Origin of the sequence: Anaplasma marginale str. Florida (assembly GCF_000215485.1) — a bacterium.
Classification (GTDB): domain Bacteria; phylum Pseudomonadota; class Alphaproteobacteria; order Rickettsiales; family Anaplasmataceae; genus Anaplasma; species Anaplasma marginale.
This window is the reverse complement of record NZ_AFMS01000010.1, coordinates 1-12949: the sequence shown is the minus strand read 5'-3', so window position 1 is coordinate 12949 and position 12949 is coordinate 1. Positions and strand designations below refer to the sequence as shown.

At 51.9% G+C, this 12949-nt stretch carries 9 protein-coding genes and 2 tRNA genes; 9 read left to right on the top strand and 2 right to left on the bottom strand.

The features are described from left to right. The first annotated feature begins 93 nt into the window (after positions 1-93). Positions 94-1188 carry a redox-regulated ATPase YchF gene (gene ychF, locus GAC_RS00375; protein ID WP_010266702.1) on the top strand — a complete coding sequence of 365 codons (1095 nt, stop codon included), beginning with the start codon at positions 94-96 and terminating at the stop codon, positions 1186-1188. Positions 1189-1617: 429 nt separating this feature from the next. Here the strand turns inward: ychF and GAC_RS00370 are convergent, their stop codons facing one another. Next, positions 1618-3039 (bottom strand): metallopeptidase TldD-related protein, encoded by a 1422-nt coding sequence (locus GAC_RS00370; RefSeq protein ID WP_010269123.1) that lies wholly within the window; start codon positions 3037-3039, stop codon positions 1618-1620. A 110-nt stretch (positions 3040-3149) separates the two neighbouring features. On the opposite strand from GAC_RS00370, the gene GAC_RS00365 reads away from it, so the two are divergent. From GAC_RS00365 to GAC_RS00330, 8 genes are all read left to right on the top strand, one after another. Next, a tRNA-Leu gene (locus GAC_RS00365) sits at positions 3150-3233 on the top strand. Between the two features lie 345 nt (positions 3234-3578). Further along, entirely contained in the window at positions 3579-6410 is a 2832-nt protein-coding gene (locus GAC_RS00360) for a hypothetical protein (protein ID WP_012659160.1), read from the top strand. A 64-nt stretch (positions 6411-6474) separates the two neighbouring features. Further along, positions 6475-7500, top strand: a complete 1026-nt coding sequence (locus tag GAC_RS00355; RefSeq protein WP_012659159.1) for a pyruvate dehydrogenase complex E1 component subunit beta — start codon at positions 6475-6477, stop codon at positions 7498-7500. Positions 7501-7630: 130 nt separating this feature from the next. Next, positions 7631-8077 carry a protoporphyrinogen oxidase HemJ gene (hemJ, locus tag GAC_RS00350; RefSeq protein ID WP_011114693.1) on the top strand — a complete coding sequence of 149 codons (447 nt, stop codon included), beginning with the start codon at positions 7631-7633 and terminating at the stop codon, positions 8075-8077. 227 nt (positions 8078-8304) lie between these two features. Further along, positions 8305-8868, top strand: coding sequence for a thioredoxin family protein (locus GAC_RS00345; RefSeq protein WP_010266681.1), 564 nt, complete (start codon positions 8305-8307; stop codon positions 8866-8868). Positions 8869-8881: 13 nt separating this feature from the next. Next, positions 8882-10573 (top strand): cation:proton antiporter domain-containing protein, encoded by a 1692-nt coding sequence (locus GAC_RS00340; RefSeq protein ID WP_010266675.1) that lies wholly within the window; start codon positions 8882-8884, stop codon positions 10571-10573. 217 nt (positions 10574-10790) lie between these two features. Further along, positions 10791-11945: a succinyl-diaminopimelate desuccinylase gene (gene dapE, locus GAC_RS00335; RefSeq protein WP_181005433.1), complete on the top strand. Its 1155-nt coding sequence runs from the start codon at positions 10791-10793 to the stop codon at positions 11943-11945. After that, positions 11920-12633, top strand: a complete 714-nt coding sequence (locus GAC_RS00330; RefSeq protein ID WP_010271122.1) for a ComF family protein — start codon at positions 11920-11922, stop codon at positions 12631-12633. The genes dapE and GAC_RS00330 overlap by 26 nt, the downstream gene beginning before the upstream one ends. Positions 12634-12696: 63 nt before the next feature. Here the strand turns inward: GAC_RS00330 and GAC_RS00325 are convergent. After that, positions 12697-12770 (bottom strand) — tRNA-Met (locus tag GAC_RS00325). Positions 12771-12949: the final 179 nt, after the last annotated feature.

Here is a 12949-nt window from a genome sequence, read left to right as displayed (position 1 = left end):
CACGAGGGCGAGGTGGAAGAGAGTAAATGTAGTACCTCAAATTTTGATTCGGTGTTAGAATGCCCCTGCTATTGAGACAATTATAAGTTCGTTATGGGGTTAAATTGCGGAATAGTAGGGTTACCCAACGTGGGCAAGTCTACTCTGTTCAATGCGCTCACCAAAACTATGGCGGCGGAGATGGCCAATTACCCGTTTTGCACGATTGAACCCAACAAGGGCATGTCCGTAGTGCGCGATGCGAGGCTCAAAACGCTGGCATCCATTGCCGGCTCCCAAAATGTTGTGTTCAGCCAGGTGGAGTTTGTGGACATTGCTGGGTTGGTTAAGGGTGCGAGCAGCGGCGAAGGGCTGGGAAACAAATTTCTCGGCCACATAAGAGAGGTAGATGCAATAATGCACGTGCTGCGCTGTTTTGAGGACGGTGACGTCAGCCATGTACACCAAGTTGTTGATCCTATTGGTGATGCGGAAGTAGTGGAAATGGAGCTGATCATGGCCGATATAGACAGCATCAAACGCCGCCTACCGAATTTGGAAAAGGCAGTCAAATCCGGCAAGGAAGACAAGAGCAGGCTTGTTGTATTGGAGGAAATTCTCAAAACGCTTGAAAGCGGGCAGCCCGCAAGGAGCGCTATTGGCAGTGTGGATCCGGAAGAGCTAAAGCAGCTGCAACTTCTCTCGAGCAAACCTGTGATGTACGTATGTAACGTCGAGGATACAAACGTGGTGGGAGGCAACGCTCTCTCGGCTTTGGTGAGTAAAATGGCTGAGGCCAGGGGCAGTAAATGCTGTTATCTCTCGGCAAAGCTGGAGACTGACGTTCTTAGCATTGATGACGAAGATGAAAGAAGAACTTTTCTGGCAGAGATTGGCATGGAGGAATCGGGCATAGATGTTGCGGTCCGCAATATGTACGCACTGCTAGATTTGATAACCTTCTTCACTGTAGGGCCGAAAGAGGCCCGGGCATGGCCAATTAAGCGGAATACCAAGGCCGACAAGGCCGCTGGGGTTATACATACTGACTTTGAAAAGGGATTTATCAAGGCAGAAACCACGAGTTTCCAGGATTATGTGCAGTATGGCGGCGAGTCTGGATGCAGAGAAGCAGGAAAGATAAGGTTTGAGGGAAGGGACTACATAGTGCAGGATGGGGACGTGATACATTTCAGAGTGAACAAGTAATACGCGCCGCTTCCTAGGCCCGGCTGCGCTGAGGCAACCTCCGCTGCGAGGCCTACTGCACTGGGCTGCAACTTTAGCGCCAAGTTCACGATTGTGGCCGACTTCAGTGTGGGAGATATGATGTCTGCTATGCGACAGCACGCAGATTCTCCGGTGCACACGTGGTAGCACATGCGCCGTTGTCACCCAAGGAATTATGCCACTGTGTTGGTCGTGTGGCTATATGGCTACGCGCACAAAAAGCAGACAGTGCCCGGTTGGGGGCCTGTGGACAGTTGTATATGGTGCAGGCACCGCAGGCCGAGCGCGGGGAGTAATGGTTGATCAACACACATTAGCACGTTAGTAGGTACACGGGCAGTGCACAGCGCAACAAGCCATCCGCCCACTATGGGCCAGCCTCCTAAAATGGCAAGCATCGGGCACCAGCTACATGTCTGTGCCACCAACTGTGATTGCGTCAATCTTCAACGTGGGCTGGCCAACGCATACTGGTACACTTTGGCCGTTTTTGGAGCACGTGCCAGTGCCGGTATCTAGCGACAAATCGTTACCAACCATAGACACTTTTTTGAGGATGTCAGGCCCACTCCCGATGAGTGTGGCGCCCTTTAGCGGACGCCCCATTTTACCATCTTCAATCATGTAGCTTTCCGAAGCCGAAAACACAAACTGGCCTGAGGTAATGTCAACTTGTCCGCCACCAAAATCAGCGGCATATATGCCACGTTTCACGCTTGAGACTATCTCGTTAGGAGCGTAGTCACCGGGCAGCATGTACGTGTTTGTCATACGCGGCATTACAACGCTTTTGTAGCTTTCCCTTCTACCATTGCCGGTGGAGGATGCGCCCATAAGCTTGGAGTTCATGTTGTCATGCATGTATGAGACCAGAACCCCGTTCTCTATTAGCACGTTGTAACGAGATGCGGTACCTTCATCATCTATGTTAAGAGACCCTCTGCGGCCTGCCATTGCTCCATTATCAACAACCGTGATGCCTTCTGCGGCTACTTTGGTTCCCATAGCGTCAGAAAAGGCGGAGATCTTCTTACGATTAAAATCACTCTCCAAACCATGACCCACAGCTTCGTGTAGTAACACTCCGGGAAATCCCGGCCCAAGCACCACGGTTATTTCCCCCGCGGGAGCGGCCACTGCCTCCATGTTTACCATAGATTGGCGCAGAGCCTCATCTGCGACTTTCTTCCACTGCGCCTCACTCACAAATTCCGAGCATAAAGCTCTGCCTCCGTGGCCCGACCTACCGTGTTCTTTTCTCCCGCCTTTTTCTAGAAGTACGTATACATCAAGCCTGACCAATGGCCTTACATCGCCAACTTCGCTGCCATCTTTTCTCACAATACGCACCACCTGCCATTGGGTGCTAATTGCCACTTTGACCTGAGCCACATGCGGATTTGCGCCACGCAGGTATGCATCGATGCTTTGTAGGACGCCTATCTTATCTGCGAATGGTACTTCACTCACAGGGTTTGTCTGAGGGTACAGTGGCGCACCAGGCTCGCACAAACTTACTACATGCGTTCCTTCCTTGCCGCCCGCATTTTTGACTAGGGAGGCGGCTTTCTGTATTTCGCGCTCGTTTATTTCGGAAGAGCACACAATAGTGGTACTTTCTCCGTGGAATGCACGAAGGCCAAAACCCCTGCGGAAGGTAAAATCAGCATTCTTCACTACGCCATTTTCTATGCTGAGAGACTCTGCATTGCAAAATTCCAGGAACAGCTCCCCCCCATCGGAGCGGTGCAGCGCATCTCTAACGAGGCCACCTAGCTTTTCCCTGTCTACTTGAGCAAAGAACACCCTCTCTGCATCGAAAACTTCCATTCTTGCGCTTTTGTCTGTATAAACTGTAACAATATACTTTGTGGTCTTGAATAATCAACTTAATTCGGGGGTGCGCGGCCTCTTTGGCAGGTGACTTCCGACGGTACAAAGTCCGAATGGCGGAATTGGTAGACGCGCTAGCTTCAGGTGCTAGTGGCCTTACGGTCGTGGAAGTTCGAGTCTTCTTTCGGGCACGCTTGCTCCATGATTAATTGCTTACGCATCTCGGGTGGTTGGCATCTTGTTGTGCGCAACCGGTACTAGCGGTGTGCCACTACCCACCTGCACTGGCACTAACAATCCGCATGCAGTGGAATAGTTCGGAGTGGTCCTCGGCCACAGCAACCAGTAAAGCCATCCGCACAATACTGTGTAGGTGTGCTGGATGTGTAACGGTTGCCCCTACCCACGGATTGGGAGTTTGCCACGCCACCAACTTTGAGAACAATCAGTGGGAAGTCTAGAGTGGTGCTGAGCCACGCAATACGAGTAGACGCAATGCGGATATTGTTGGAACGTGCACGGTATGTGCTCATATTATGAGCTCCGCCACGGACGCGGATTACCCAGAAGTGCCTGCATATCTCGGTTTACAAAGCACAGAATGTGTTGTATGGTCCCGTCAGTGGCCTCTACTAGAGGCTCCTTATAAGATTCCTAAAGTAGATATGTACAAGTTCAACGCGAAGTCGTCGTGGTTTCGCCGCGATGACGATTCCAATTTTGCTGGGAACCCTAGTGCTGCAGCTTCGGTGCAAGGATCTACCAATCCTACATTGGACCGCGACCAAATTGCTATGTCAGATGCTGGGCCCCAAAATGCGTCGGCAGTGGTCAAGCTCAATGCAGTAAACCGCATATCGGTCGTATCATCCATATTGGAGCTTCTATCGTCGCCGCAGGCGCAGGAGGCTTTTACGCCGCTACGTCGGGGAACTAACAGTCAAACAGGTGAGCACACGCAACGGCTGATTATTCCACCTGTGCGCGTCACCACAGGTTCTTTTACAGATGTTTGTGGGAATGCACGGGGAGTGATGACCTTTGCCGTGACGGCAGCTCAGGAGGAAGATTTGCATCAGTTCTTCTGCCGTGCCGCCTATGTGCTGTGCAACTTCTGCAATATGTACATTCTGTCTGTGCTCGCATCCCACACGCTCTGCAAAGTAACAGCAAGCGATAGTCCAGAGGATGTCAATAGGAAGCTTGGTATTGCATTGAAGCTTTGCACCCAGACAGATACCTGTACAGTGCGCGATCTTGACCATTACGTTTCGCACAAGGTAACCCATCATTGCACGTCCTTTTTCATTCCTGGTAACGCCATACTGCACGAAATTTTGGCTCTTTCATTACAAAAACCATCCGGGATACTAACAATCGTGCTGCGCGCAGAAATTCCCGACAGCCTGCTGACGGCAGAGCATCTAAAATTTGTACGCGGCAATGTGCAGGCGCTACGTACGATGTTGCAAGCAAGCCAAGTATTGCAGCTGTACCGCTACTTGCTGGCCGCTAATGCCGGTGGCGACGAGCATCAACAGGCTGCATTCGACCTCCAAATGCAGCAATTTGTATCACGCACCCCATACAATTTGGGGGCTATATGCGCACTTACTTACTACACATCACAGTCCAAATCACGCGAGTGTGCGAAGAATCCTGCACTTATGGGGTACATTTTTGTTTACGGGAAAAATGCACCAGACCTCAATAGTTGCGCATTTCCTATTACCGAAAAAGTAACTCGTGCCTACGATATGGCGCTACACAGAATACGTGGAGATCTTTTGTACGTGCAGGAACTACCTGATGTATTCCCCTACCACATTGCAGTTGATAATGGCATCCAAATAGATGCCGAGCTTTCGTCACATTTCGCCAAACTGGGGCTGTATGGCCAGAGGTCCGATGCCACCAGTGGGTGTTTGTCGCTCTCTGTGGTGAAAAATGACCCAAACTCTGAACCGTCAGTCGAGCATCTGGCCAAATTTATCAATTTAATGTCTTCATGCAGACGGCTCTGCAGCAAGAGGTTTACAATAGTGTTAGCAGTAAACTTCCAGGTAAAACAAGACTCTAACGCCCAATCGCAGCATTCCGGTACGTCCAGGTGGGCGCTGCTGGAATCCACATTAGGGGAGCGGCCTCTGGCACTAACTGCCACCAAGCAAGTTGAGGAGGAGCTACAACTCATATTCAGCAACGCAACAGGGCAGTCCTCACTAATGTGCACTTTAGGAAGCTTTTTGCCGGTAGTACGCAGCACAGGTGCGGAACTCAACACGCTCGTGGAGTGCGTGATGTTCGTCAGGGAAAAGGCGCGCGTGATTCCGCAAATTGCCGCAGCGAGTGTTGTTGCTCCAGTCAATCAAGAACACGAGCACGTGCCAAATGCCAGTGCAGCCGATTGCGCACTTGCCGTTGCGGAGGAGTATATGACAGTTTTTGCGTCTCAGCCATGGGATGTGCAAGACGGCCACGCAGCATCTATCCATCATGTGCGTGTTGGGCGCAGCATGTCACTAAGTAGAATGTGCTCAGAGCCTGCATTGTCGTCGGCAGTAACTCTGACTGAAAAAAGCCGCAGCGTCACGGATTTAGCACAGGAGAGTGCACCACAACAAATCCGGCAAAATGCTCCGCGCTTTGTTCTGCCAACTGCGCAGTTCGGAATGGGCAACATACCTGGCCACACGAGCGGTGGTGGCACGCAGCCAATGCAAGCAACCGAACTTGCGCCGCCCGCGGTTTGTCAGCAGGAAGCCGCTGAGAGCCAAGATGGCATATTGGCAAGGATAGCAGCTATAGTCAGACGTATTATCAGTGCGTTAACCCCAAACCGTGACGAGCCATCTGAGCGTCCAGACAGTCAGGATAGTGCAGCGGGAGATCCAACAGCCCCCGACACACGTGCAGCATGTGCGCCGGAATCGGAGGCGTACACACAATGGGTAGAACAGCAGCTGAGAATGGATGGTAGCGGCGCAGGGCATTTTGGTGTGCCTGCCCGGGCGCCACAAACACTGGAAATACGCCCAAGCATGGAAGGCCGAAATGCGCCCACGTGCCCTCCTGTGCGTGATGTGCTCCTAGCATTGCTGGCTAGCACGTCCTGTAAAATCTTCATGGTATCCGCGCTCGCTGCGATATTGATTGCTGCTATATACGTGGGTGTAATTAGGAGTCGATGCGTAACACACTTGGCGAGTTGCGACATCGCAGTGGCATCGGGCCTGCCATGCACGCTGATTCTGATACTGCTGTGCTCGCTAACTGTGGAGTATCTACTGCGTAACAGACAGCAAGACACGTTGCAAGAGCCGTCCGTGGCACCAGCGGTGCCAGTCGCGCTCGGTGCAACCAGGTAGGCAACACCGTTTCAAAGCAGCCGTTCATCGAATCTGTTTGCGCTGCTCCCTCTTTTAAAATAAGATGAGGCCGGAAATACACCTCTGGGAGCGTATGGCACTAATCACAGTGAGAGAAGCGTTACGTCAGGCCATGGAAGAAGAAATGGAGCGTGATCCTAACGTGCTCTTGATTGGGGAGGAAGTCGGAGAGTACCAGGGTGCGTACAAGGTCAGCCAGGGGCTGCTGGAGCGGTTCGGCCCTAGCAGAGTTGTTGATACACCCATAAGCGAGCACGCGTTTACTGGCATCGCGGTAGGGGCCGCATTTTGCGGTTTAAAGCCGATTGTGGAGTTTATGAGCTTCAACTTTTCCATGCAAGCCATGGACCAGATAGTGAATTCAGCAGCCAAGACGAATTACATGTCTGGTGGGCAGTTGGGTTGCCCTATTGTGTTCCGTGGTCCTAACGGTGCTGCTGCGGGAGTGGCGGCTCAACATTCGCAGTGCTACGCGTCGTGGTACGCACATATTCCCGGCATTAAGGTGGTCGCCCCGTACTTTGCTGCTGACTGCAAAGGCATGTTAAAAGCCGCAATTAGGGACCCCAATCCTGTAATATTCTTGGAAAATGAGATTGCATATGGGCACCAGCATGACATTTCAGAAGAAGAGCAAAGCGCCGACTATCTGGTAGAAATAGGAAAAGCTGCAGTGGTGCGTGAAGGATCAGATCTGACGGTCCTGGCATTTTCATTGCAGTTGCAGTACGCGCTAGAGGCGGCTGATGCGTTGATGAATGATGGAATAAGTGCGGAAGTTATAGATTTGCGCACCATACGCCCCCTGGACCGCGAAACTATTTTACAGTCAGTACGAAAGACCAACAGATTGGTAACCGTAGAGGAGGGATGGCCATTCTCCGGCGTAGGCGCTGAAATTGCCGCATTTGTGACTGAGTTCGCGTTTGATGACCTTGACGCTCCGGTGCTGCGGGTTGCGGGCAAGGAGGTGCCATTGCCGTATGCCGCTAACCTGGAAGCCTCCGCACTCCCTCAGGTCAGCGATATAGTCAGTGCGGCGCACGAGGTTTGCTACCGCAAAGTGTAGTTTGTTTTGTCAGCTGCCAGCTCGATGAAATGTGCGCCGGGCAAAACATCGTGTTCCGTCGGGGCGCGCTGTATTGCATAAACGGCAGGGCGTGCTACAATGCCTTAGTTATTAAACTATTAATAAGGCTGTGCTCACGTGGATTTGTGCTTATCACCGCTGGGTTGAGGCATTTCATATAATTGCAGCGATTTCCTGGATGGTGGGCATGTTGTATCTACCCAGGTTGTATGTATACCACTCAAAAGTGCGTTACGGATCGGAGGGGGACTCCCTGCTGTCCCTGATGGAGCGCCGGTTATTGTTGTACATCATGAACCCAGCAATGCTGGCAACCTTAGCAACGGGTATATCGTTGGCGGTTGCGGAGGGATATTACGTTTTTCTTTGGTTCAAAATTAAGTTCTTGCTTATTCTTGCCATGCTTACCATTCACGCTCTGTTGGCTAAGTACGGTAGGGACCTGCGTCGGAATGCATGCAGGCATTCTCCGCTCTACTTTAGAATACTCAATGAAACTGTCACTGCACTCATGGTTGCAATAGTGGTGATGGTTGTAGTGCGACCATTTATGTAACGGCAAGTAAGGCCTAGATGCTGGGCACAACGCAGCGGGGAATGCGCTGTGGCTGGCTGCTCTGGACGGTTGCGGCGCAAAGGCCACTGGGGACGTTTGAGGTGGTTTGAATTTTGCAGCCAAGGGCTGCTTTCAGCCGCATTTTAGTTGCCATAGACGAAACTGTTGACTTTTCATCGGCATGCAGCTTAGAATCCGGTTGTTAAGTGCTCTTTGGTAGGTGCTAGGTGGCTGCAGTAGTTACTCCTACGCTTGACGCGGGGTTTACCGCGCGTGATTTTCGGCTCAAAGCCACAGACGGGGGCTATTATGGCCTGGATAACTTCCGTGGTAGCAGTGCCCTTCTGGTAATGTTTATATGCAATCACTGTCCCTACGTGAAGGCCTTGATAAAACACCTCGTGCGCGAGGTGAAGTTGCTGATGGCGGATTGTGGCGTGGGAGCAGTCGCTATAATGCCTAATGATACGGACGCATACCCGGAGGATTCTTACGACAAAATGGCGGCGTTGGCGCAAAGCCTCGCCTTTCCATTCCCGTACGTTATAGACGAAGGTCAGTCCGTTGCAAAGAGCTACGGTGCGGTTTGCACGCCTGACTTTTTTTGTTTCAATAGGGAGCTGCAGTTGTGCTACAGGGGCAGGTTTGATGACCCTAACAAGGACTGGGGGCTTTGCCCCGATGATAGGAGTGAGCTTTTCGAGGCGGTGCGGTTTGTAGCGGAAACTGGCAAAGTACCGGGTGACCAGGTACCTAGTATCGGTTGCTCAATAAAATGGCGCTCCGGTTGAGTATGGTTGCGATATGAGTCACGCCAGCTACCTGTTGGATGTTATCTTGTTGCTCTCTGCGGCCGTGGTTGTGGTTGTGGTGTTCGGCAAGCTGCGCATCAGTCCGGTACTGGGGTACTTTGTCGCCGGTGCTGCAATCGGACCGCATGGGCTGCAGCTTGTGGAGTCATCCGCAATAATAAGCAGCTTGGGTGAGTTCGGCGTAGTTTTCTTGTTGTTTCTCATCGGTATTGAGCTAACGTTTGAAAGGCTTGCGGCCATGAGGCTGCATGTATTTGGGTTCGGTACGATGCAGGTTATCGTTACTGCAACCCTTATCTGGTGCGTTGCCAGAGCCCTTGGTGTGGATTATGAGAGCTCCGTAGTCATAGGTGGAGCCCTGGCGTTGTCCTCCACTGCAATTGTGCTGCAGGTGCTGCAAGAAAAGGGGCAGCAGTCAACCCAGATAGGCCGGCTGTCCGTTGCTATCTTGCTGCTGCAAGACTTCGCAGTTGTGCCCCTTATAGTGTTACTTCCGCTTCTGGCTGGGGAGTCCAATAGCTTGGTGATGTCGCTAATGCATGCGCTGCTCAAGGCCGTGGCGGCACTTGCGCTGATTTTTATATCAGGAAGGCTACTATTGCGCCCGCTGTTCGGTACCATAGCAACGATGAAAAGCAACGAGGCGTTCATTGCGACCACGCTTTTGGTGGTGTTAGGAGCCGCGTTTGTTACAGAAAATTTCAATCTTTCCATGGCACTCGGGGCGTTCGTGTCTGGGCTCCTCGTTGCAGAAACTGAGTACAGATACGATGTAGAGCAGGTGGTACTGCCGTTCAAAAAACTGCTCATGGGGCTGTTCTTCATGGTGGTGGGAATGTCTATAGATGGTGGGCTGTTAATCAGTAAACTGCCCATCATCCTTGCGCTATCTATCGCACTTATCTTGCTAAAAGCAATTGTAGTTTGCGCGTTGTGCAGGTTTTTCAGATTCCAGCTCGCTGTGGGTGTGCATGCTGGGTTGCTACTGTGCCAGGGAGGAGAGTTCGCCTTCATCTTGTTTGGTCTGGCGGCGGAAAAGGGCGTTATGTCACACGGCTTGGCGCAGATACTCATGATGACGACAACAGTCACCATGGCGTTTACACCTCTGCTGGCGGCGTTGGGGCATTGGATAGCCGGGTTGCTCACTAAGAATAAGATTGCTTTCTCGTCACAAGAGTTGGTGCTTGATACTAGAGACCTTGATCAACACGTGATTGTTGTCGGGTTCGGCAGGGTGGGCCGGATAGTTGCAAAAGTGCTCACTGCAGAACATGTGAACTACATTGCGTCCGATATTCAACCAGTTGTGGTCACTGAGGGGAGGAAAGAGGGATTCCCCGTGTATTTGGGTGATCTAACAAGGCTTGAGACCTTGACATCTATGGGAATTGCGCGTGCCAAGGCAGTGATTATTGCAATCAACAACAGTGTGACGACCAAAAAAATAATATCCCTGGTAGCAAACAACTTCCGTGACACGATAGTGGCGGTACGCATACCTGATTTGACGAACGCGGAAGCCTACAGAAAGCTCGGTGCCCACTATTTGATTCCGGAAACGTATGAAACTGGCTTGCAACTGGGTGGTGTGGCGTTGAGCATCAGCGGGTTCAGCACAGATGCGATTGCATCGTTGCAAGATGCCCTCAGGGCGGAGGATTACGGACACATAGAAGAATAGTATGGAGAGCGAGTTCAGTAAAACGCGCCGGCTTTGTCCATAATTCTGGTGGCACGTACACAATATGCAAGCAACGCCACTACCAGAAATTTGAGCAGCCGTTCGCGTCACTACGTACGCGACTCATGAATGGGTACGTGCGGTATTGCAATACCAAGTCCTTTGAGATATGCTAACCTTTGTCTTTTTTGTGGGTGTGCGCGTGGAAGTTCAAGGTATGTCTGATGTGCGCCTGGATGACCCAGTGTCGCTGGCCTGCAGGCTCATGTCTTACCCTAGTGTTACGCCGGATAGAAGCGGTGCCATACCGTTCCTGGCAGAGCTGTTGTCGGATTTAGGGTTCAGGTGCGAAATTCTGTCCTTCGGAAATGGCGATGTAGAGGTGAAAAACCTATACGCGCAATACGGAAACGGCCATCCCAATCTGTGTTTCGCTGGCCACACTGATGTGGTGCCGCCTGGGGGCACCTGGCGTACTGATCCATTCTCCCCGCAGGTGAAAGACGGTATGCTATACGGCCGTGGTGCATCCGACATGAAGGCTGCGATTTGCGCGTACATTTCTGCGGTTGCCCGGCTGGATTCGGTGCCTGGGTGCCTTAGCTTTCTTATTACAGGTGATGAGGAGGGGCGCTGGCGGGAGTATGGAACCAAATCTGTTTTAGATTGGATGACAAAGAACGGGATTTGCCCGGACTACTGCGTGTTGGGAGAGCCCAGTAGCCGTAAGCGTTTGGGAGATTGCATATCCATAGGGCGCAGGGGTTCCTTAAATTTTGAGCTGTCGTGTCGTGGCGTACAGGGGCATGTCGCATATCCGGAGCTGGCGCATAACCCCATAGACGATGTGCTTTGTATCTTGCGTAAGATCAAAGACACCACCCTGGATAGTGGTACCGACCACTTTCCTCCCTCGCATTGCGAGATAACAAGTATTGACGTTGGCAATGATGTGGAGAATTTAATCCCGTCGTCCGCCACTGCGGCGTTTAACATAAGGTTTAATGACCTCCATACCGCGGAATCTCTATACCGGGACATGGACGCAATATGCGCCTCAGTGACAAGCAACTACACGCTCTCCCATAGGTGCTTTGGCGGTGCATCTATCAGTCAACCCTCTTGCTACACAGCAACTTTGTGTGAGGTTGTAAAGGAGGTAACCGGGCTGGATGCAAGGCTGATTACGGATGGAGGGACGTCCGATGCATGCATCATTAGTAGCTTTTGCCCAGTAGCCGAGCTCGGCTTGCCCAGCGGTACTGCCCACAAAGTAGATGAATGCGTGTCAGTTGCAGATGTGCTAACACTTGCGGAGATATATCACAGGTTCATTAACAGGTTTTTTGCTGTTGCTCAGAGCCGTAGTTAGCAAGATTTGCGATGCGCTGTTCCCCGACATATGCGCGAATTGTCGCACAATAATCCCGCGCGGGAAGGTTGTGTGTGACGCCTGCACGCGGGCAATTAGGTTCCTATGGGAGGACTTCTGCGTTGTGTGCGGGGCCGTGGCACAGCGACATACCAATACATGTGCTGGGTGCGCAGCTAGGCCCACGCATATATCGGCCATCAACTCCGTGTTTGTGTACGACGAATGCAGTAAAAACATGGTGCTACGGCTCAAATTTGGTGACGACCTGTTCCATGTTAGAGCATACGCGCGTTGGATGTGCGAAAGGGGCAAAGCGGTGCTGGAAGGTGCGGATATTTTAGTGCCGGTGCCTATGCATAGGGTACGTTTAATGCACAGAAAATACAACCAGGCGGCCCTGCTGGCCCAGGCTGTAGGCAAGTTGCGCAAGATTCCTACGGAAGTTCTATTACTCAAAAAGTCAAAAGATACTCCGCCTCAGCACGGTTTGGCTGCAACTGCTAGAAGGAAAAATGTTTGTGCGTCCTTCACGGTTGCCGACACGGATAAGGTGCGCGGGAAGGTCATAGTACTGATAGACGACGTAATAACCACAGGGGCCACCATTGCGGCATGTGCGAGCGCGCTTGCAGATACAGGTGCACGTGAGATCCGTGCTGTGACGCTTTGCCGGACCCTACTATAACCTATAGCCAACCTACAACCGCACGCACACTTACATGACACCAATGCTGCTGGCTGCGGAAGGTTGCGGGGGACGGACTCGAACCATCGACCTGCAGGTTATGAGCCTGCCGAGCTAACCAACTGCTCCACCCCGCGTAAGGCACATGTGACACATGCGTGGGCCCCTTGTACCAAATTCTAAAGGTCTTAGCAACTGAGAAATAAAAATTTCTCAGCACCCGTACCAGCGGGCAGGGCTACCAGTACCTGAAATCCGCCCCAGAGCGGCGTTGCCTTGTCAATGGCGAGCGCGGGCAGTAAATGCTTTCGGGGGG

Coding starts and splice junctions, on each gene's coding strand:
- GAC_RS00355 (WP_012659159.1), top strand. CDS start 6,475: ATGAGGCCGGAAATACACCTCTGGGAGCGTATGGCACTAATCACAGTG.
- GAC_RS00370 (WP_010269123.1), bottom strand. CDS start 3,039: ATGGAAGTTTTCGATGCAGAGAGGGTGTTCTTTGCTCAAGTAGACAGG.
- GAC_RS00360 (WP_012659160.1), top strand. CDS start 3,579: ATGAGCTCCGCCACGGACGCGGATTACCCAGAAGTGCCTGCATATCTC.
- GAC_RS00340 (WP_010266675.1), top strand. CDS start 8,882: ATGAGTCACGCCAGCTACCTGTTGGATGTTATCTTGTTGCTCTCTGCG.
- ychF (WP_010266702.1), top strand. CDS start 94: ATGGGGTTAAATTGCGGAATAGTAGGGTTACCCAACGTGGGCAAGTCT.
- dapE (WP_181005433.1), top strand. CDS start 10,791: ATGTCTGATGTGCGCCTGGATGACCCAGTGTCGCTGGCCTGCAGGCTC.